This is a genomic window from Eisenbergiella porci (assembly GCF_009696275.1).
In the GTDB taxonomy this organism is placed as follows: Bacteria; Bacillota; Clostridia; order Lachnospirales; family Lachnospiraceae; genus Eisenbergiella; species Eisenbergiella porci.
Genome location: NZ_VUMI01000027.1, coordinates 19,631 through 40,841, shown reverse-complemented (window position 1 = coordinate 40,841; position 21,211 = coordinate 19,631). Strand labels below are relative to the sequence as shown.

14 protein-coding genes are annotated in these 21,211 nt (G+C 50.5%); 10 read left to right on the top strand and 4 right to left on the bottom strand.

From position 1 onward, the window contains the following. Positions 1-8: 8 nt before the first annotated feature. The 4 genes from FYJ45_RS16305 to FYJ45_RS16290 form a co-directional block, all read right to left on the bottom strand. Positions 9-953: an ABC transporter permease gene (locus tag FYJ45_RS16305; RefSeq protein WP_021638505.1), complete on the bottom strand. Its 945-nt coding sequence runs from the start codon at positions 951-953 to the stop codon at positions 9-11. Between the two features lie 80 nt (positions 954-1,033). Beyond that, on the bottom strand, positions 1,034-2,752 hold the full coding sequence (locus FYJ45_RS16300; protein ID WP_154465801.1) for a type 2 periplasmic-binding domain-containing protein: 1,719 nt from the start codon (positions 2,750-2,752) through the stop codon (positions 1,034-1,036). 361 nt (positions 2,753-3,113) lie between these two features. Beyond that, positions 3,114-4,736 (bottom strand): response regulator transcription factor, encoded by a 1,623-nt coding sequence (locus FYJ45_RS16295; RefSeq protein ID WP_154465799.1) that lies wholly within the window; start codon positions 4,734-4,736, stop codon positions 3,114-3,116. Between the two features lie 51 nt (positions 4,737-4,787). Then, on the bottom strand, positions 4,788-6,590 hold the full coding sequence (locus FYJ45_RS16290) for a sensor histidine kinase (protein ID WP_154465797.1): 1,803 nt from the start codon (positions 6,588-6,590) through the stop codon (positions 4,788-4,790). A gap of 408 nt (positions 6,591-6,998) precedes the next feature. Here FYJ45_RS16290 and FYJ45_RS16285 point away from each other — a divergent pair, with 408 nt between their 5' ends. The 10 genes from FYJ45_RS16285 to FYJ45_RS16240 all read left to right on the top strand — a co-directional run bounded on the left by FYJ45_RS16285 (position 6,999) and on the right by FYJ45_RS16240 (position 21,123). Further along, complete coding sequence (locus FYJ45_RS16285) at positions 6,999-7,202, top strand: hypothetical protein (protein WP_154465795.1); 204 nt, start codon at positions 6,999-7,001, stop codon at positions 7,200-7,202. Between the two features lie 292 nt (positions 7,203-7,494). Beyond that, positions 7,495-8,385: a sugar phosphate isomerase/epimerase family protein gene (locus tag FYJ45_RS16280; protein WP_154465793.1), complete on the top strand. Its 891-nt coding sequence runs from the start codon at positions 7,495-7,497 to the stop codon at positions 8,383-8,385. Positions 8,386-8,585: 200 nt separating this feature from the next. Then, a complete protein-coding gene (locus tag FYJ45_RS16275; protein ID WP_154465791.1) occupies positions 8,586-10,001 on the top strand; it encodes a family 43 glycosylhydrolase in 1,416 nt (471 codons plus the stop codon). An 80-nt stretch (positions 10,002-10,081) separates the two neighbouring features. Next, on the top strand, positions 10,082-11,164 hold the full coding sequence (locus FYJ45_RS16270; protein WP_195841843.1) for an SGNH/GDSL hydrolase family protein: 1,083 nt from the start codon (positions 10,082-10,084) through the stop codon (positions 11,162-11,164). Between the two features lie 256 nt (positions 11,165-11,420). Continuing rightward, positions 11,421-12,473, top strand: coding sequence for a LacI family DNA-binding transcriptional regulator (locus tag FYJ45_RS16265; protein ID WP_154465787.1), 1,053 nt, complete (start codon positions 11,421-11,423; stop codon positions 12,471-12,473). Positions 12,474-13,033: 560 nt separating this feature from the next. Beyond that, complete coding sequence (locus FYJ45_RS16260) at positions 13,034-13,954, top strand: ABC transporter permease subunit (RefSeq protein WP_154465867.1); 921 nt, start codon at positions 13,034-13,036, stop codon at positions 13,952-13,954. Between the two features lie 18 nt (positions 13,955-13,972). Then, complete coding sequence (locus FYJ45_RS16255; RefSeq protein ID WP_154465785.1) at positions 13,973-14,896, top strand: carbohydrate ABC transporter permease; 924 nt, start codon at positions 13,973-13,975, stop codon at positions 14,894-14,896. A gap of 161 nt (positions 14,897-15,057) precedes the next feature. Continuing rightward, complete coding sequence (locus tag FYJ45_RS16250) at positions 15,058-16,860, top strand: extracellular solute-binding protein (protein ID WP_154465783.1); 1,803 nt, start codon at positions 15,058-15,060, stop codon at positions 16,858-16,860. 198 nt (positions 16,861-17,058) lie between these two features. Continuing rightward, positions 17,059-20,049, top strand: coding sequence for an endo-1,4-beta-xylanase (locus FYJ45_RS16245; protein WP_235930838.1), 2,991 nt, complete (start codon positions 17,059-17,061; stop codon positions 20,047-20,049). Between the two features lie 9 nt (positions 20,050-20,058). Beyond that, complete coding sequence (locus FYJ45_RS16240) at positions 20,059-21,123, top strand: beta-xylosidase family glycoside hydrolase (protein ID WP_154465781.1); 1,065 nt, start codon at positions 20,059-20,061, stop codon at positions 21,121-21,123. Positions 21,124-21,211: the final 88 nt, after the last annotated feature.

Below are 21,211 nucleotides of genomic sequence, written 5' to 3'. Positions count from 1 at the left end.
TCACCCCCCTAGAACAGCCGCTCTTCGCCGGTATGCTTCGCTATCTGGTTTGCAACTACAATCAGTATGATACTGACCACGCTCTTGAAAATACCGGCTGCGGTACCAATCGCATAGTCGCCCTGGCTGATGCCCCACTTGAGCACGTAGATATCAATGGTCTGGGATACGCTCTGCACAAGCCCGTTGCCCAGCAGGTACTGAACTTCAAATCCGGCATTGAGCACATTTCCCACATTCATCAGAAGAAGTATCATGATGGTCGGCTTGATTCCGGGGAAGGTGATATGCCTGATTTTGGCCCAGCGTCCGGCGCCGTCGATGGAAGCGGCTTCATAAAGCGAAGGATCGATGGCCGTAATGGCGGATAAGTAGATGATGGCGTTCCATCCGGTTTCCTTCCACACGTTGGCGAAGGCGACGATCCACCAGAAGTATTTTGGGTAGGCAAAGAAATTCAGCGGCTGGTCCAGAATGTGGAATTTTAACAGCAGCTCGTTTACGATGCCGGTTCCTGAAAGGGCGTCGTGGAGAATGCCCGTAACGATAATCCAGGAAAGAAAATGGGGCAGGTAGGAGATCGTCTGAACCACTTTTTTGCCGGAACGAGATCTGACCTCATTGAGTAAAATGGCAAAGACAATTGCCATAACAAAGGTAAAGACCAGGTTGATGATTCCCATGGCCAGGGTGTTCCGGATGACCCGCAGGAAGGTGGCATCTGAAAAAAGCTGCTGGAACTTTGCCAGCCCTACAAACTGGGAATGCAGAAGGCCGTCCTTTGGTTTATAATTCTGAAAAGCCATCAGCCAGCCGCCCAGAGGCAGATAGCAGAAGATAAAGCCGTATATTACGAAAACTGCGGCCCAGAAAATCAGGACCTTCTGCCGATTTATTTCTTTCCATGTAATCTGTGTTTTCTTCTTGTTTTTTCTTATTCCCTTTGCTGCCATTTTAACTCCTTTACATGCGGCAGGCAGCCGCAATCACTTGACGTAACCGCCGCTGCCTGCAGGCAGTTGCCTGATATTTATTATTCTCCGTTGTCCTTTGCCAGCTGGATTCTTCTGTCCAGCTCAGTCTGCATTTCCGAAAGGAAATCTTCGGGCTTGCAGTCGGAGTAAACCTTCAGATATTCTTCCCAGGCGCTTTCAAAATCGGAAGCCATAACTACCTTGGGAAGGTATTCGTGCTTGATTTCGCCCATCTTCGTCCAGGCTGTGCCGCCGGGGGTGGAAGTGGTCATTGTATTGCTGTAAGAGTACATAGGATACCAGGGTCCGGGAGACGTGTTGGTTCCAATCATTTCCACATAAGTGGAGCAGCCATAGGCCTCCAGGCATTCCCTCACATCCGCCTGTAAGCCGTCCAGGAATTCCTGGGGCTGTTCGGAAGGAGTTGCAGCGTTGATGCCGTCCTGGCTCATGCCGCTGTAGTTGGGGAAGTAGGAATAAGTACATAAGTGGGATGCTTTGTAAGCAGGGTCAGATGCGTTAACGCGCATTTCCTCTGTTTTGTAAAACAGGCCGTTTTCATCTACGTTATAGTCTGCGCCTTCCATACCCCAGTTGCGCAGGGTAAGGACTTCAGGGCTGAGCAGGTCATTGATGAACTGCAGCGCGCCTTCCACATCCTTGCAGCTTGTGGTTATGCCAAGGCCGTTTGCCACATTTAATGCGCCGTCGGAGGTATGCCACATGTTTTTAATATCTTCGGAAATGGTGATGGGCAGCGGAACGTAGTCACAGCCCTGCTTGTCAAGTCCCTGCTGTTTTAAGGAATCATTAACGGAGTAAGCGAAGTTCCACCACTGGTCAATCATACCCAGCACACGGCCGGTGGAAAGCTTTGCAATATATTCATCATAGGTCTGGGTAAAGGATTCCGGATCCACGATGCCCTTCTGGAATTCTTCATTCAGCTTCTGGAAGTATCTTTTTGCGGTAGGAGTGGTGTTATAGTCCACAATTTTCATGGTTTCTGTATCTACGATAACGGATCCGTCATTGGGATGGCCGTCCAGGAACTGGGGCGCGTTTTCAAGGCAGAAATATCTCCAGTCATCGCAGAGGATGGTATAAGGGATATTTGCCGTACCGTCTTCCATGGTGGGATTGGCTTCATTGTAACGCTCAATCAGGTCAAAATACTGATCCATGGTCTTGATTTCAGGATAATCCGCCCATTTCAGGACACGGGTCTGAATCCAGAAAGCTTCATCGCCGTGTACGGCGCTCATGTCCTTTTCCCAGACGTTTCCGAACTGGGGAATCCAGTAAATCTTACCGTCGTCCTGGCGTACCTTATCCCATTCCGCATCGGAGTAGAAATTCTTGATGTTGGGATATTTATCCAGGTAATCATCCAGGGCAACCAGGGCGCCTGCCTCATACAGCTGAATCTGTCCGTCGCTGCCGTCTATGAAGTCAGGGTATTCACCGCCGGCAATCATGGTCCCCACAGCTTCCTGTGCGGTCTGGCCTGTCAGCCAGGTTTCTTTGACTTTAGCGCCTGTGATTTTGGCAATTTCAGCCTGTATTTCGTTGTCATCGTTGATTTCCGTACCCGGAACTGCAAAAAATGCAGTAAATTCCTTTATGGTTCCGTCGTCTGCCGCTGCGGCAGAGCCTTCTGTCCCGGAAGCGGTGCCTGCGGGCGGAGTGCTGGTATCCGCGCTGTTCCCGCAGCCTGCCAAAAGGGAGAGGGACATGGCGGCAGTTAAAAGAAGCGCTGTCAGTTGATTCTTTTTCATGTTTGATCCTCCTGATTTTATTCATTCCTGTTGCTTTATTTCCGCGGGCAACGAGCCAAGTAGCCATGCTTGCATGGATATTTGGCGACTGCCGCGAGGGTCAAATACCCCGCTGCTCTGCCCGCTGCAAGTTTAATGCCTTGTTGCTTGCAGCGGGGTATTTGATTTGTAGTTGTTAATATGTATACCCGGGTAACTGCTTATATATTGATTCTATACTAATTGAACAAAACAACAACCGGATAAAATACATAAAAAACCCGGGCAAATTATAGTTGCACAAAAAAACTCTAATTTGTCCGGATTTTTTGAAATAAATGCTTGTAACAGCCGGCAGTGCTGCATATTCAGCCGCCTGTCCCTAGGTATTGGACTCCCGGCTTTTTTTGCGGAATCTGGCGGGAGTGCAGCCTTTCAGGGCTATAAATTTGTTGATGAAATAATCCAGGTCATGATAGCCGACCTTCTCCATTATCTCGTAATTTTTCAAATCCGTGTGCAGCAGGAGGGCGGCGGCCATTTCAATGCGGTAATTGTTCAGGTAATCCTTGAAGGATACTCCGTAGGTTTTCCTGAAGAGCTGGCCCAGGTAAGCGCTGTTGATATAGTATTTCAGTCCCAGATCCTTAAGCGTCAGATTCTGTGCGTAGTGCTCCCTGATATACTGTTCCACGTCGCTCATGACGCTGCCGCGGATATTTTTGCCGCGCAGCTGTGAGAGATAGTCCGCGTATTCCTCGGCAAAGCGCTTCAGATGCATCCGGCTGCCGCGCATGGTGCCGGAATCAAAGGCGTTCCTGTTGATAAATTCCAGGATTTCCTCCTGGTTTACATTGATATCCTGGGCCTGGGCCGCATGCACCAGCTGGAACAGGAGATAGTCTATATTCATGCTGACCAGCTTGGCATCCAGGCTGTTGCGGTTGATCTCCTCATACAGGCTGTCAACCAGCTCGGGGATGCGTTCCTTTTCATTCTGTTCCACGGCCTTTATCAGTTCGTCCAGGCTGGACTTGCACAGAAGCGTCCTTTCCTCCGCGCATTCCTGCTCCTCATACCAGGAGATGCGCTGGGTCATGCCCTCCACATGGAAGTTCTGGAAGGAACGGGCGATGTTGGCCGTTCGGTAAGATTCGGACAGAAGGGAAATATCGTCCACCCGGTTTCCTACAAACATGACTACAGGCTGCTTCATCCTTTGCTGGATGCTTTGCAGAAAATAATCCAGATATCCCTGCTCGTCCATGCCCGCCTCCTGTGCCATATAGTCACAGTAAACAAGGCCGATATCATAATCCTTTTCATTGCTGGACACATCGAAGATACAGTGCCAGCCGTCCTGCTTGAGGAAATCCAGGCAGTATTGGTATAAAAGGCGCTGCTGCTGTCTTTTTTCTTCCTCTGATTTCAGTAAAAGCTTTCCGGATTCATCCTCCGGGCGATCATCGATTTCAATATCGATATACCGGATGCCGCCCTCTGTGCGCATTTTGCTTTTCACATGTTCCAGGTTCAGCTGATCGAATTTTCCGCAGATCAGGGCGATCAGATTTCTGGCAAAATAAGCTTTTTCCTGAAGGGCGACCTCTTCCCGGCGCTGCAGGGATTTGGTGCTGTCGGCCTTGACCTTGTTAAGCACGCTCAGAAGCTCCGCCTGGCGGACCGGCTTGAGAATATAATCCATGCAGCTGTACTGGATGGCCTTTCTGGCATATTCGAAATCACTGTAGCCGCTGAGGATGATAAAATAGGCGTCGGAAATGTGTTCCGCCCTTATTTTTTCCAGAAGCTCTATGCCCGTCATGGCAGGCATTTTGATGTCGGCGATAATCAGATCCACCTGTGTTTTTTCCAGAAATGCAATGGCTTCCAGACCGTTCGCCGCCGTTCCTGCAAGCGTAAAGCCCTCTTTTTCCCAATCAATCAGCATGGCCAGACCCTGCAGTATAAAAGGTTCGTCATCTACTAATAAAACCTGAAGCATTCTTGTCCCTCCCTTTTTGAACCGGAAACAGAATCGCTTGGAATCCTGTTTTCAGGTGTTGATGCGCAATTTTTCTTCCGGAATGCTGATGGTTACGATGGTTCCGGAGTCCTCTTCGCTTTCCAGCTGGAATTTTACCGTGTTGTCCGTTGCCATATGCAGGCGCAGGCAGGCGTTAAGAATCCCGACCCGTTCGTTTTCCTTCAGAAGCTGCATGCTTGCATTTTCCATTTTTTCCTGCAGCGTAAGGAGAAGCCCGGAATCCATCCCGTGTCCCGTATCCTCGATTTCCATGTAAAGATGGCCGTCCCGGCAGCAGCATCTGACGAAAATCCAGCCGGGAGCCGTTTTGTTTTCCAGCCCGTGTACACAGGCATTTTCCACAAAGGTAACCAGGGTCAGCCTGGGCACGCAATAACGAAGACAGTCGGGTTCCGCTTCAATTTTGTAGGAGAGGCGGTCGCCAAACCTGTATTTCTGCAGCTCCAGATAGGCCTCCACAAACTGAAACTCCTCCCGGATGCTGATAGTGTCCGTACCCCAGTCCACATACTGGCGTTCCATGAGGGCCAGGCGCTCTACCATGCCTGCCGTTTCCTCTTCATTTTTAATCAGGCTGTGCATCCGGATGCTTTCCAGGGCATTAAAGAGAAAATGTGGGTTGATCTGGCTGTGGAGGGCCAGAAGCTCCGCATTCTGCCTTGCAATGTCCATTTCCTGCTCCTTCAGCCTGTCCTTGTAAACGGTTTGGATCAGATCGTTGATACGTCCGGCCATGTGGTTATAGCTGGCCATGAGCACCCCGATCTCATCTTTCCCCCTGACAGCGGGTAGCTGGGTCAGTTCATGGATATCCCCTTTATCAAAAGCAGCGCCCAGTTCCCTGATACGGGAGGTGAAGGAGTGGTTGATGCCCTTCATTAAAAGCGCGGGAAGCAGCAGGTTCACCAGTATCAGAAACAGCAGGAGTGCGAAATTGTTGCGGATGATGGAGAGGACGTTCAGTTCCTCCTTCATAACATAAATGCTCCAGACCCTGCCGTATACGTTCATATCCCTGGAATAGCCCACCCGTCTGTTCATGGACGGCAAAAAGGTTTCATAGGGCTTTCCCATGCCGCCGTGCCCGTCATTGGAAAAAAGGATGGTATCGCCGTCGCAGATATATACGAGAAAACGGTATTTGGAATTGATGATGCTCTGGGACATGCCGCTGTAATCCATGTCCATTTTCATCAGATTGGGACAGCTTCCTTTGTGGTAATAATCCATGCGGCGGATGATGGAAATTTTCCTCTGGGTGGAGGTGGCGGTGTTTTCATAATATGGATAGGCCAGGATGTCGCGGCCGGATTCCACGAAGTCCCGGTACCACTGCTTATCCTTTGCGCTGTCCAGATTCCAGAAGCTGCCGCCGTTTACGATACCGGGGTTGTCAGCATACATGACGATATTGTAATTGCTTGTGCCCACGCTGGCTTCGTACAGGGAATCCTTGAGGAAATCCCGGTAGCTTTCATAATAATCAAGGGGCGAAGCGTATTCTGCATCCATGAATTCATTGATGTATTTGTTACTGTAGATGTTCAGCGACAGATTGGCTGCGTTGTCCATCCTGTTACTCAGGGTATAGTGGATGGCCTCGGCGATATTTTCCATTTCATGCTGGCTGGAGCTTTGCTCCGCCTTGATTACCAGGGAAAAAATAATGCTGTCCGTGAGTATCAGCGGCAGAAGGACACAGCAGAGATACAACAGCATCAGTTTTCTGGTCAGCGGAAGATTGTCCAGGATTTTCCCCGGATGAAAGCGCTCCGGCACTTTTTGGAAGAAAAGTTTTATTTTATTTTCCATGTATTCCCCTCCCCGGATGATGCAGATGCAAAACGGCAGCGGTTTTGCAGGCCGGACTGTTTTCGTAAAACGTTCAACAAATTGTAACATATTCACCAGCGTGAGACAAGCCTGGCCTCCCGGGGGCGTGGAAGTGGGGCGGAAAAACGCATCAGCGCAGGCGCCGTCCTTCCCGCGGTCCAAGGCTGGGGCAGCCGGCCGTCTTTCTTCCCGGAGGGGATGGGGGTGTTGGCTGATCCGGTTTCAAAAACGGGGTATTTCTAACTGTCCCGGGGAACCAAAATTCTGCCAACGCAGCCAAAACTCCTCTCGCAGCGACTTGCGTCTGCTGCGTTCGTCAGACAGGCTGCTAAGGGCGGCATAATTTTGGTTCCCCGGGACAGTAAGAAATATCCGCCGTTTTTTCGTATGGATCAGCCAACACCCCCATCCCCTCCGGGAAGAAAGACGGCCGGCTGCCCCAGCCTTGGACGGCGGGAGGACGGCGCCTGCGCTGATGCGTTTTTCCTGGCGGCAGTGCGTGTGACAGAAGATGGCTGCAGGATGGTGAAAGTGGAAATCCGGGCGGCGAAAACAGAAAGGTGCTGCGTCCATAGTTGTCTGCTGTGGTAAAACAGATGGAACGGAATAATTTGATTTAAGAAAATATAAAACATGAACACAATAAATGTTATACTGTCCTGTCGCTGAAAATAATGGTAAAATATAACTGTTCAGCCGGCAGGTTCATATCCTGTGCCGCCTGTAAAAAAAGCGGTTCGGAAATGTCAGGTTATAGACATTATACAAATATTATATGAATGTTTTATTGTGCTGCTAACTGGCGTTTTCGTTCTGACATTTTATATTGTTAAAAGCGCACTCATATGCACTCAAAAAATAAAAAGGTAAAAAGGAGAACAACATGGAACTTGGAATCAACACGGATTACGAAGCGGAATACGTAAAAATTGAAGAGATTGAGGAAAGCATCCGCAGGATTGCGGCGGCAGGGTTTTCCCACATGCATTGGTGTTACGAGTGGGACGGCGATTATATTTATTCCCGTTCGGAGATGGAACAGATCAGGGGGTGGATGGATAAGTACGGCCTTAAGGCAAAATCCCTGCATTCCAGCAAGGGAAGCCGGGGAGTCGGCAACGGCCGCATGGATGTGCATTACCGCAAGGATTACACTTCCACGATAGAGTATAACCGGGTTGCCGGGGTAGAGCTTATCAAAAACCGTGTGGAGCTTGCGCATATATTGGGAACCACGGAAATTGTACTGCATATGTATCTGCCATATCTTGATTTTGAGGAAAAACCGGAGACAAAGGAAATTTTTTACGGACAGGCATATAAGTCGCTGGATGAACTGCAGCCCTTCTGCCTGGAGAAAAAGGTGCGCATTTGTATTGAAAATTTATTTGAAGCGCCGGGAGAGATGCAGCTTGAGCAGTTTGACACATTGTTTGCGCGTTATCCGGCGGAATTTTTAGGGCTGTGCCTGGATACCGGACATGCGAACCTGGTATGGGGAAATGAATTTATTACAAAATTTGCGGATCGCTTCAGGGATCGCCTGTATTCTGTCCATATCCATGACAATTTTGGATGGGGTGAGGGAAAAGGTCATGGCGATGCGCACATGCTTCCCGGGGAATGCGGCATAGACTGGAAAGCGCTGATGGCGGTGCTGAATCAGTCAGCGTATGAAAAACCCTGGGTGATGGAGGTTGTGAAACCGTCAGGCGAGGACACAATGGATTATCTGAAGCGTGCGTATGAAGCGGGGAAAAAGGTGCTGGCTTAACAGGCAATATAAGAATAAATCAATTTTTTCTTAGAATATATCATTGCTTTGGAAAAATGTCTGTGAAAGAATAGAGGCAGCAGGCTGCAGAAAACAGTTGGAAAACAGTTTTCCCGGCCGGAGCATCCGCCCTTTGGCCGGAAAAGTGCAGAAAAAGAAAATGTGAAAGTTGCTCACAACAGTGTACGGAGGGAACAGCAATGAAAAAACAGGCATTTAATCCTTATCTGCCGTCCTGGGAGTATATCCCCGACGGCGAACCTTATGTATTCGACGGAAGAGTATATGTGTATGGATCCCATGATCGTTTCCGCGGCCATGCCTACTGTCTTAACGACTATGTATGCTGGTCGGCCCCGGAGGATGATCTGGGAAACTGGCGGTATGAGGGCGTGATTTATAAGAAAACCCAGGATCCGCTGAATCCGGACGGCCATATGTGCCTGTACGCGCCGGATGTCACCGTGGGTCCGGACGGCAGGTATTATCTGTACTATGTGCTGGACAAGGTGCCGGTGGTTTCCGTGGCGGTGTGCGATACGCCGGCCGGCGCTTATGAATTTTACGGCTATGTGCATTATCAGGACGGCGTGCGTCTGGGAGAAAAAGAAGGGGATGAGCCTCAGTTTGATCCGGGCGTGATGACGGAAGGGGACAAAACCTGGCTGTATACGGGCTTCTGCGCCATCGGGGATACCTCCAGGACAGGCCCGATGGGCACGGTTCTGGGGCCTGACATGCTTACCATACTGGAGGGACCGGTAAATATTGCGCCAAGCCAGCCATACAGTAAAGGCAGCAGCTTTGAGGGACACGAGTTCTTTGAAGCACCTTCCATCCGTAAAAAGGGAGATACTTATTATTTTATTTATTCCTCTATTGCCATGCATGAGCTGTGCTATGCAACCAGCAGGCATCCCATGAAGGATTTTGTTTACGGAGGCGTGATTGTAAGCAATAACGATATGCATATCGATTCTTATAAGCCGGCGGGGAAACCCATGTGCTATGGCGGAAACAACCACGGCAGTATCGTGGAAATCTATGGAAAATGGTATATTTTCTATCACAGGCACACGGACGGCACGAATTTCAGCAGACAGGGCTGCATCGAGCCGATTACCTTCCGGGAGGACGGCAGCATTATACAGGCGGAGATCACTTCCTGCGGCGCCAATGGAGGGCCGCTTTTGGGAAAAGGGGAATATCCGGCTTATCTGGCCTGCCATCTTTTCACAAAGGAGGAAGCCTTTACCACAGGAGCGCCGGGTGAATGGATGGACTGCCGTTTCCCGAAGATTACCCAGGACGGCAGGGACGGAGACGAGGAAACCGGATATATTGCCAATATGCGGGACGGCGCCCACGCCGGCTTCAAATATTTTGCCTGTGAAGGCATCAGCCGGGTATCAATCCGGGTGCGCGGCTACTGCAAAGGGGCATTCGGCGTGAAAACTGCATGGGACGATCTTGTGCTTGGATGGATTCCTGTGGGATTTTCCAATGTATGGAAAGAATACAGTGCGGACATCAGCATTCCGGACGGCGTGCAGGCGCTCTACTTTGTATATCAGGGAGAGGGCGGGGCAAGCCTGGCTTCCTTTACGCTGGAATAAAATGCCTGGAATAAAATGCTTAAATGATGCGCTTTAAAATGACATCGGAAAAGATGCCGGAATAAAGGGGGAGGATGGATATGGGAATGACAGGAGACAGCAGCCCGCTGCTTGCGCCGGTATGGGAAGGGGGAACCATCTGGCGGGAAACCTTTGCCATGATTGAAGAAAACGGACAGCGCAGCGCCCCGTTTCTTTACAGCCCTGAGAAAATAATCAGGATAGAAAGCTATGACGGAAAAAACGTCTATGAACTAGGACGGGATTGTTTTGTAAAGGATGGAAGGCTGTTCCTTACCCGGGACAGCCGGATCCCGCAGACGGGCTGGGAGACTTTTTATACATCACAGGAGACGCCTTCCTGTGATGGGAAGCCGGGGCCGGATTTCGGACCGGTCAAGACGACGGACGGTAAGTTCCTGAATCTGAGCGCCGTGGGCAATCCGGAGTATATTACCCGCTGGCAGCTGGCCGTTACCTATACCACACAGAAGCAATGGCAGGGCTTCCGGCCCGTATCCGGTATTGAACGGCTGCCCCGGCTGTACGGCAGGCTGAAACGGAAGGAGCCTGTAAAAATTGTCCTTTACGGTGACAGCATATCCTGCGGCTGTGACTGCAGCGGACTTTATGGGCTGGAACCGGGACAGCCGCAGTGGTCCGAACTGTTGATTGACAGCCTGCGGGATTATTATGGCGGGAGCGTGGAATTTATCAATACCTCCGTGGGCGGGACGGATTCGGAATGGGCATTGGAAAATGCCGGGGAAAGAGCGATTTCCCATCAGCCGGATCTGGTTTTGCTGGGCTTTGGAATGAACGACAGGTGTCCGGGCGGAGAGTATCGGGAGAAAACAGAACGTCTTCTGAAAAAAATCGCCGGGGAATGTCCGGATACGGAATATGTGCTTATCGCTACCACTCTTCCCAATCCGCTGGCACATACGGCGCCTATGTATTTCAGCGCCCATCAGGAGGAATATGCACAGAGCCTGTACCCACTTGCCGGCGCCGGTGTGGTTGTGGCAGATGTACAGGGAGTGCAGAAGGAGCTGATGAAAAGAAAAAGGTATATTGATATTACGGGAAATTTATTAAATCACCCCAATGATTATCTTGCCAGAATACAGGGACAGGTATTGGATACGGTATTAAAGCCCTGACTGCGAAGATGGAAAGCTGTGAAATTTTAGGCAATAACCTGTATTTTTCCGGTTTTTCTGTAAACATGAAATTCATTTGGTTTACAGAAAACAAAGCGAAAAAGTGAATGATCCTTGCGTTATGACGGTAGCAATGCTATAATTCCTTTAAAAATTAGCAATGTGGGGCTGGAGGACTGACTGTTAATGGAATTCGGCTGTGTTTATCGTTAAACTTACTCGTGTTAATTTAGAGAAAGAAGGTACATGCAAGGTTATGGTTACGTTAAAGGAAATTGCACAGGAATGCAATGTTTCCGCTACCACGGTTTCAAATATACTCAATGGGAAGCCCAAGGTGAGCGAGGAAACCCGGCTGAAGGTTCTTGATGTTGTAAAAAGAAGGGGCTACCAGCCCAATTATATTGCCCAGGGCCTAAGAAATCAGAAAACCAGGACGATAGGAATCATTGCGGAGGATATTGCGCAGTTCAGTACGCCCGGGATGATAGAAAGCATTATGGCGTTCTGCGAAGAAAAGGGATACCGGACAATTGTGCAGAACTTGCGTCTTTATGCCAGATGGCAGGAGTCCTGGTTCAACAACGAGGAGGCCTACAGATCCGTATTGGAGCCGGCTCTGCAGGAGCTGCGTTCCATTAAGGTGGACGGGCTGATTTATGTGGCCGGACATGCGAGGATCATCCATTTTTTCAAAGAGGATCTTTCCATGCCTGCGGTCATGGCATATGCTTATACGGATTCTCCGGCGGTGCCTGCGGTAGTGATTGAAGACGAGCAGGGCGGTTATGATATCATGAAGTATGTATTGTCCATGGGACACCGCAGGATAGGAATTATCGGCGGCCGTGCTGACAATATACATACCAAGAAAAGGCTTCTGGGCGCTCAGAAGGCCATGTTTGAGGCACAGGTGCTGTATAATCCCGACTGGGTCAGGTACGGCGCATGGGACAGGGATTCCGGTTATGAGATGGCAAAGCCGTTGATTGACGCGGGAGTGACTGCTATTTTCTGCATGGCGGACCGTATGGCGGGAGGCGTATATGACTATCTGGAGGAATGCGGCCTGAAAGCGGGAGTGGATGTGTCCGTGGCGGGCTTTGACAATCAGGATGTGGCGGAATATTTCCGTCCCGCGCTGACGACGATGGCGCTGCCGCTGTCCGAAATAGGGCACAAATCCGCGGAAATTCTGCTGAAGGAAATTGATGGGGAGTGGAAGGCTGCTTCCGGAGGAATGCCGGTGGAAATCGGGGTTCCCTGTACTCTAGTGGTCAGAAAATCGGTGGGGAAAATAGAGGCCTGAAGCCGGCCGGTCAGCCGGCGCGCCGAAAAAGCTTTGCGGGCGCCAAAGACAGTGCACCGGGGAAGCTGTCCTGGTAAAAATGACCCGGAGATAATGTTGATTGAAAGCGCCTGTTGATAAGAAATACTGAAAAACCGAACCTGAGGGATTGCGGATGGAAAACTCCGCAATCTTTTTTTATGTCGCTTTGACCGGATATAACCGGAGCGAAAGCGGCTTTTTTTCGGGTTTTCCTGGCAACAGGGCAGGGAATTGGGTGAATATGCCGGTGGAAGAAGCAGCAGGCGGTTGCCGGCCTGTTTAAAGCGGGCGGTTAAATTAAATGTGTGATGGTGTTTAACGTTGTACTATTGCATAACAGACAACACTATATACAATTTGAACAAAAATATCGTTTTGTATGTCTGCAGAACCTATGTTAAAATGTATATAATTTATAAAAAATACAGAATATAAAAAGTCTTATTGACAATTACAAGAATAATGATCTATAATCCAACTAAACAATAGGTTTAACGATAAACAAAAAATGAAACTTTCAGGAGAGGGGAAGAGTGAAAATGAAGTTTTTCCAAAACAAGAAAAAATGGAACTCTTTTAAAATGTTCCTTTACGTTCTGCCTTTTATTGCACTGGTACTGGTTTTTTCATATTATCCGTTATACGGCTGGGTATACGCCTTTTTTGATTATAAGCCGCCCAAGCCCTTTTCTATCCATGATTTTGTAGGCCTGAAATGGTTTAAATCCCTGGTGGAAAACCCGATTAAAATCCAGCAGCTCCTGCAGGTCCTTAAAAATACCTTCGCCATGAGCGGCATTACGCTGACAACCTCCTGGCTGCCCATGCTGTTTGCAGTATTTATGAACGAGCTGCGGTGCGTGCCCTTCCGGAAGTTTGTACAGACGGTTACCACGCTTCCCAACTTCATCAGCTGGGTTCTCGTTTATTCCGTAGCGTACAGCCTTTTCAACAGCACGGGCATGGCAAACACCCTGCTGCAGACACTGGGGATTACCACGGAGCCAGTCCTTTTCCTCCAGTCCTCGGAGCATGTATGGCTGACGATGTGGCTGTGGCTCACATGGAAGAACCTGGGCTGGTCGGCCATCATGTACATAGCGGCGATTTCAGGAATTGATGATGAAATGTACCAGGCGGCCAAGGTGGACGGCGCATCAAGAATGCAGATGATTTGGTACATCACCATTCCCAGCCTCCTTCCCACCTATTTCGTATTGCTGATGCTCAACATTGCCAACTTCCTTTCCAACGGTATGGAGCAGTACTACGTGTTCCAGAATGCTTTCAACAAAGAAACCATCCAGGTGCTTGACCTGTATGTGTACAATACGGCAATGGGAAGCGGCAGCTATTCCGTATCCGTTGCAATCAGTATGCTTAAGAGCGTAGTCAGCGTCATCCTTTTGTTCTTTGCAAACGGAATGTCCAAGCTGATCCGCGGCGAAAGCTTTCTGTAAGGGAGAGGAGGAGAAAAGATGAGCAAAGAAACGGTTCGCAAAACGAAAATGCATCACAGCTTCGGCGATAACATGCTGGGCGTTGTCTGTTACATCATATTCGCCCTTTGCGCCCTGGTTTGTATTTATCCCTTTTACTATATTTTCATCAACACCATAAGCGCCAATGATTTAAGCGCGCGGGGTGTGATTCTCTTCTGGCCCAAAGGAATCCATTTCCAGAACTATATCAGTGCGCTCCGGATTGACGGCCTTTTCCAGGCCGCCAAGATATCCGTGCTGAGGACGATTGTCGGTACGGTAGGCACGGTAGGGGCTTCCGCGTTTCTGGGATTTATGTTCACCCAGGACAATATGTGGCACAGGAAGCTGTGGTACAGGCTGGTGGTGGCTACCATGTATTTTAACGCAGGAATCATTCCATGGTACCTGACCATGAGAAACCTGCACCTGACCAATAATTTCTGGGGTTATATATTTCCGGCTGTTGTTTCACCGTTTTATATTATCCTGACCAAGACCTTTGTGGAGTCGGTGCCCAAGGAGCTGCAGGAAGCGGCCCAGATTGACGGCGCAGGAATTATGAAAATTTTCTTCCGCGTCATGCTGCCGGTTATCAAGCCCATTATGGCTACCGTAGCTATTTTTTCCGCGGTCAACCAGTGGAACTCCTTCCAGGATACCCTGCTTCTGGTAACGGATACCAAGCTCTATCCGCTGCAGTTCATCCTGTATCAGTATCTGAACCAGGCAAGCTCGCTGGCCGGCCTTGCCAATACCAATAACAGCGCGTCCATGGCGGCGGCGGTGGCTACCAGCCAGACACCCACCAGCGTGCGTATGACAGTAACGATTATTGTAGTAATACCGATTATCCTGGTATATCCGATTTTCCAGAGATATTTCGTAAAGGGTATCATGATTGGAGCCGTAAAGGGCTGAACACCGCTGCCATAAAGGAATTTTGTAAGGAAGGAAACGGGCGGTTTAAAAAGGTAACTGTGAAAAAATGGACAGTTACAGAAAAAGTAAATAACGGAAGGCGGACCTTTTACGCAGGGCAGACCTTCCGTTATACATAGACTCAAAAGGAGGGTTTTTATATGAGAAGGAAACGTTTAGCATCCCTGGCGCTTGCAGCTGTTATGACAGCATCTGTCGTTTTTGCAGGCTGCGGACAGGGGGAAACAACACAGGCGCCGGCAAGCAGCGGCACGGAGCCGGCAGCAGCAGGCACGGAAAGCGGGACAGAAGCCGGTACGGAAGCCGCAGCTGCCCAGGGAGCTGCTCCTGTAGTATCCCACGATACGGAGATGACCATTGAAATCTACGATAAGGCGGCCAACTATCAGGGAATCCAGGCAGGCTGGTTCGGCAAGGTGCTTAAGGACAAATTCAATATCCAGCTGAACATCATCGCACCTCAGGTATCCGGAGACGCCAACTCCCTTTATCAGACGCGCAGTGCGTCAGGCAATCTGGGAGATATCGTTATCATTGACAATTCCGAAATGCAGGACTGTGTGGAAGCCGGCCTGATCATGGATATCGGCGATATCATCGGCAGTTATGAAAATCTGACAAAGTACAAAGAGCAGATTGACCTGTTCAATGGCACCATGAACGGTGTGGAAGCGGGAAGCGTATATGCAATTCCCTGTAATATGAACAGCAACGGACCTACAGCGTTTGTAGGGACAGAAGTGACAAGTGCCCCCAGGGTTCCGTGGGATCTGTACGAAGGCCTTGGCTGCCCGGAACTGAAGACTACGGACGACCTGCTGAACATGCTGAAGGATATGCAGGATAAGTATCCCACCAATGCGGCCGGGGACAAGGCGTTTGCCATTACCATGTGGAAGGACTGGGACGGCACGAGCATTGAAAATGCAAACCTTCTGACCAACTGGTTCGGGCAGCAGGTAAAGGAATCCGTACTGCTTGGAAATGACAATACAATCATGCCTCTGACAGACAAAAACGGCGGCTACTATAAAGCCCTCAAGTTCTTCTTTAAAGCAAACCAGATGGGCTTGGTAGATTCTGACGCTGCCACACAGGACTGGACCACCGCCTGCGACAGCAAGATGAAGCAGAAGAGAGTTTACCTGTTCTGGTATAACTGGCAGAATGGCTTCTGGAATACACCTGAGCATGGACAGAACCGTGAAAACTATATGTACGTACCGGTAGAAGAACTGAATTTCTTCCAGACAGCCGATTCTTATTACGGCGATGGCCGTGTATGGGGTGTTGGTTCCCAGGTTGATGAAGAGAAGAAGTTAAGAATTATGGAACTGCTTGACTGGCTGGCATCCCCTGAAGGACTGACCTATCAGCACAACAGCCTGGAAGGCTTCATTTATACGGTAAATGACGACGGCACCTATACACTGACGAAAGAAGGACAGGATCGTTTTACCGGAGATCTTCAGGTTCCCGAAGAATTGGGCGGCGGCACCTGGAGCGACGGCAACAACCAGATCAATCAGTGGATTGTAGGAAGCGCAGAAAAGAACCCGGTTACCGGAGAATATTTCGAGCCCAATCTGTGGTCCTCTACCATTGAAATGAACCAGACTGCAACCATCAATGAGTGGTCCGAGAAATTCGGAGCAAAAAATGAAGTGGAATATATGAGAAATAAAGACCAGCTTGGTATGGTCGCCAACGTAAATATTCCTCTTGGAAGCGACAGCACGGATATCGCCCTGGTAAGAAGCCAGTGCAAGAGCGTAGTATGTGACGCTTCCTGGCGTATGGTATTTGCAGCGGACGAAGCACAGTTCGATCAGATGTGGGACGATATGTGCACACAGCTGGAAGGCTTCGGCTGGAACGACCTGGTTGCCTTTGACACTGAGAAATATCAGGCTGTCATTGATGCAAGAAAAGCAGCAGAATAAGCAGCATGGACTTTGAAGCATAAAATAAGGCATAAGCATCATTAAAATGGCGAAAATAGTGGGGGCTGGCGGTTGCCGGCCCCTTTTTTCCGTAACAGTTCCTGTTAGAGGTTTAAATCTGTGTTTTGGCCCGCGGACAGGAGAATTGATTCATGGAAGTATCGCAGGCAGATCCGCGATATACAGGAGGAAGAAAAAATGAGCCTGAAAACAGTGTACCGTCCCTATTTCAAAATAGGCGCGGCAGTGCCCGCAAAGGCTTTTTCCGACGCAAGGACTCAGGAAGCGCTTCTTTGCCAGTACGATTCCTTTACATGTGAAAATGAAATGAAGCCGCAGCATCTGTTAGATGAAGAAGAAAACAGGAGAAACCCCGCGGCGCATGACCGCTGTCCCGCAGTCAGCTTTCAGGGAATACGCGGGGCATTGGATTTTGCCAGGGAAAACGGCATGAAAATGCGGGGACATACGCTGGTATGGCATAACCAGACGCCCCGTTGGTTTTTTACAGAAAGCTACAGCGACAGAGAGGATGCGCCCCTTGTGGACCGGGAAACCATGCTGGCCAGGCTGGAAGGGTATATCCGCAGCGTGCTTTGCTTTGTCCAGGAGGAGTATCCGGGAATCATCTATGCCTGGGATGTGGTGAATGAAGCTGTGGAAGACGGGGCGCTGCGCAGATCCTGGTGGACGGAAACCGTGGGAGAGGATTTCATCCTGCAGGCTTTCCGGTTTGCCAGGAAATATTGCGCCCCGGGAGTGGATTTATTTTATAATGATTATGATACCTTTGTGCCCTGGAAGAGGGACGTTATCTGTGAGCTGATTTTAAAGCCGCTGATGGCGGAAGGGCTTGTGGACGGCATCGGCATGCAGTCGCATATGACCATGCAGACGCCCTCTTTAAGAGAATATGAGAAGGCAGTTTCCGTATTCGGCGCGCTGGGGCTCCAGGTGCAGGTTACGGAGCTGGACATCCATAATCCGGATCCGTCCCGTCCATCCATGGAAGCGCTGGCTGCACGCTACAGGGAGGTGTTCACCATACTCACCCGGGCAAAAAAGGAAGGCCTTGCGGACATCACCGGAGTCACCTTCTGGGGAATGCAGGATGAAGACAGCTGGCTGACCGGCTTTCGCAAGGTAAGAAGCTATCCTCTTCTGTTCGCTGACGGCTTTCGCCCCAAAAGCGCTTATCAGGCGGTGCTGAGCGTGCCCGGAAGAGTGGAGGAGGACGGACAGGACCGCCTGCCGGGCGGGGAGCGGTTTGCTTTCTGGGAAAAAACGCCGGTTTTTACCAAGGAATATCATGTGAACCCGCCGCACCCTCAGGCCGGTGATGAAAATGACGGCAGCCCGGAGCATCCCTTTGCCACTATTCAGGCGGCGGCCAATCTGGCCGGGCCGGGAACGAGGGTCTGGATACACGGCGGCGTCTACCGGGAATGCGTCCGGCCTGTCAGAGGCGGGAACGGCCCGAAGGAAATGGTGAGCTTTGAAGCCTTCGGGGACGGCGAGGCAATTATCAAAGCTTCTGTAATTGCGGATACTTTCAGCGTAAGCGAAGGCTGGAATCTGCGCATCCCCGGCCTGGGAAAAAAACTGCCGGAGGGAATGCGGATCTGGGAAACCAGGCTGAATCCGGAGGAGTTTAAGGGCTATAACCCCTTCTGCGCAGTTAACATCCTACATGACCGCCTTTTTATCGAATATGAAAAAACGGACATGACCACCTATTTAAACCGCAGAGGCATGGTATTCTGCGATGGGAAACCGTTAAAGCAGGTGGCGCTGTATTATCAGCTGGGAGAGACGCCCGGTTCCTATTGGGTGGAGGCCAACGGACAGACCGTGCATTTCCGTCTGGAGGATGACGGGGATCCGGCGGAGCATCTGATAGAGCTTACCTGCAGGGAGCAGTGCTTTGCTCCCGAGGTGCCGTTCCTTTCTTATATCCGGGTGAAGGGGCTGACCTGCGCCCACGCGGCCACCGGCGCCCCGGTTCCCCAGCGGGGAGCCATATCCTGTTACCGGGGACACCACTGGATCATTGAGAACTGTAAAATTGACTGGTCCAACGGCGTGGGGATCGATATCGGAAATGAATGCTGGCACCACACCTATGATCCGGATCAGGTGATCGGCCATACGGTGATCAGAGGCTGTGAAATAAAGGATGTGGGAGTTTGCGGCATCGCGGGCATGTTTGCCACGGATCTGCTGATTGAAGACAATCATATAGAAGGAACCGGCTGGCAGAAAATGGAGCTTTCCTGGGAAGCAGGGGGCATCAAAGTACATAACAGCGTCAACAGCCTGATCCGACGCAATATTTTTACCAAGACCTTCCGTGCCGACCATCTGTGGATGGATGTGGGAAATGAAAATAACAGAATCACCCGGAACCTGTTCCTGGACGGACTGGAACAGCGGGAAGCGATTTTCATAGAATGCTCCAGGGACGGGATCAACCTGATAGACAACAATATTTTCTGGAATGTGGAAGGCAGGTTCCGTCCGGATGATGTGCCGGCAGAGCCGGGCTCCACGGGCTGGTACAAGATGGAGGAAAAGGGAGTTATCAACGGATATGCGGTTTACGGGGAAGGAACGGACCGTCTGCATGTGGTGAACAATCTGATCGGAAGATGCCGCAGCGCGGGATATTTTGTCAAGCCGGTGGCCTTCCGCATTGCCGGAAACGGCAGGGGCGGAACCTCCAGGGATGCCAGGATTATGAACAACCTGTTCTATGACTGCGGGGAGGCGGCAATCAAATTCCCGACCAGGGACAACGATTCCCAGGGCAATCTGTATGTGAAAATGCCGGGCGGTTATCTGCGGATTCTGTATCCCGCGCCGGAAAACTGTCTGGATTTGGATGCCTGGAGGGAATTTTACGGTTTTGACAGGGAAGGGCAGGAGGGCTGGTTTAACGTCAATGTGGATACCGAAAAGCTGACTCTGGAATTTGCCGGGGCGGACAGCCTGCCGGAGATGAGGCATCACGGGACCGGAAGACAGAAATATGTGACAAAGCCGGAGGAGGTGCTTCCGGTGGCTGCTTCCATGGAAACCGCGGATGATTTTTACGGTCCATATTATGGGGATTGCCGGGTGCCCGGGCCTTTTGCAAAGCTGGAAGAAGGGAAAGTATATGAGCTTGACCCAAGAAAATACAGAAAGTAAGGAGTCATTATGGAAGTCAGAAATCCGATTATCGGAGCGGATATGCCGGACCCTGATCTGCTCCGGATAGGGGACACCTACTATATGGTATCCACTACCATGTTTTACACTCCCGGAGCGCCGATCCTTCGTTCGAAGGATCTGTGTCACTGGGAAATCGTTTCCTATGTGTTTGAAACGCTGGAAGACAACGGGATTTACCGTTTGGAAAACGGCAGGAACGCCTATGGAAAAGGGCAGTGGGCCACCAGCCTTACCAGGCACAATGGACGCTTTTACGCCTGTTTTGTCAGCCATGATTGCAGGAAAACCTATATTTTTTCTACGGATGATATAGAAAAGAGCGGCTGGGACAGGGCGGAAATCGGGGAGGTGTTCCACGATATGTCCTTCCTGTTCTGGGAGGGGATCCCCTATCTGGTGTATGGGAACGGAAAAATCTGCATCGTGGAACTGGAGCCGGATCTGAGCGGCGTCAGGGAAGGCGGAATGCGCCGGGTGCTGATGGATGATGACTGCGTTCCCTGGCAGTGGAACCATAATCTCATCCCGTCCTGCTGGTCGTTTACGGCCCGGCCCGGATGGCTGCGGCTGACAACAGGCCATGTGGCCGCCGGACTGACTGACGCCAGGAATACCCTGACCCAGCGGACACTGGAGCCGGGCTGCGGCTGCCAGGTGACACTGGATTCCTCCGGCCTGAAGGAAGGGGATTATGCCGGACTGTGCGCGCTGCAGGGGCGGTACGGGCAGATAGGAATTGCCGTGGAAAACGGGAAGAAAAAACTGCTGTATCTGCAGAAAGCTGCAGACGGCGGCATTCTGGAATACAGGAAACCGATAGAAGAGGCGGTTGTTGAGCTGCAGATAGTATTTGATTACAGAGAACGCGCGGATAAGGCATATTTTGCCTTCCGTCAGGCGCCGGGTGACTGGGAGACGGTGGGAAGTCCGCTGGATATGGTTTTTACACTGGATATGTTTGTAGGATACCGGATCGGAATTTTCTGTTATGCCCTGAAAAGTACGGGAGGGCATGGAGATTTCAGGGACTTTTCGGTAAAAGGGCTGTGACGGTCCGGCAAGGGACATATCCGTACCGGGCAGCGCCTTTTGCGGGCGGCGCTTTGGAGCGGCCGCAAAGGAGCGCCCGGCGGAACAA

What these genes read in the sequence shown, in the direction of transcription:
- FYJ45_RS16255 (WP_154465785.1), top strand. Translation starts at nt 13,973, where the DNA reads ATGAGCAAAGAAACGGTTCGCAAAACGAAAATGCATCACAGCTTCGGC.
- FYJ45_RS16260 (WP_154465867.1), top strand. Translation starts at nt 13,034, where the DNA reads ATGAAGTTTTTCCAAAACAAGAAAAAATGGAACTCTTTTAAAATGTTC.
- FYJ45_RS16265 (WP_154465787.1), top strand. Translation starts at nt 11,421, where the DNA reads ATGGTTACGTTAAAGGAAATTGCACAGGAATGCAATGTTTCCGCTACC.
- FYJ45_RS16240 (WP_154465781.1), top strand. Translation starts at nt 20,059, where the DNA reads ATGGAAGTCAGAAATCCGATTATCGGAGCGGATATGCCGGACCCTGAT.
- FYJ45_RS16300 (WP_154465801.1), bottom strand. Translation starts at nt 2,752, where the DNA reads ATGAAAAAGAATCAACTGACAGCGCTTCTTTTAACTGCCGCCATGTCC.
- FYJ45_RS16305 (WP_021638505.1), bottom strand. Translation starts at nt 953, where the DNA reads ATGGCAGCAAAGGGAATAAGAAAAAACAAGAAGAAAACACAGATTACA.
- FYJ45_RS16290 (WP_154465797.1), bottom strand. Translation starts at nt 6,590, where the DNA reads ATGGAAAATAAAATAAAACTTTTCTTCCAAAAAGTGCCGGAGCGCTTT.
- FYJ45_RS16250 (WP_154465783.1), top strand. Translation starts at nt 15,058, where the DNA reads ATGAGAAGGAAACGTTTAGCATCCCTGGCGCTTGCAGCTGTTATGACA.
- FYJ45_RS16295 (WP_154465799.1), bottom strand. Translation starts at nt 4,736, where the DNA reads ATGCTTCAGGTTTTATTAGTAGATGACGAACCTTTTATACTGCAGGGT.
- FYJ45_RS16245 (WP_235930838.1), top strand. Translation starts at nt 17,059, where the DNA reads ATGAGCCTGAAAACAGTGTACCGTCCCTATTTCAAAATAGGCGCGGCA.
- FYJ45_RS16275 (WP_154465791.1), top strand. Translation starts at nt 8,586, where the DNA reads ATGAAAAAACAGGCATTTAATCCTTATCTGCCGTCCTGGGAGTATATC.
- FYJ45_RS16280 (WP_154465793.1), top strand. Translation starts at nt 7,495, where the DNA reads ATGGAACTTGGAATCAACACGGATTACGAAGCGGAATACGTAAAAATT.
- FYJ45_RS16285 (WP_154465795.1), top strand. Translation starts at nt 6,999, where the DNA reads ATGGATCAGCCAACACCCCCATCCCCTCCGGGAAGAAAGACGGCCGGC.
- FYJ45_RS16270 (WP_195841843.1), top strand. Translation starts at nt 10,082, where the DNA reads ATGGGAATGACAGGAGACAGCAGCCCGCTGCTTGCGCCGGTATGGGAA.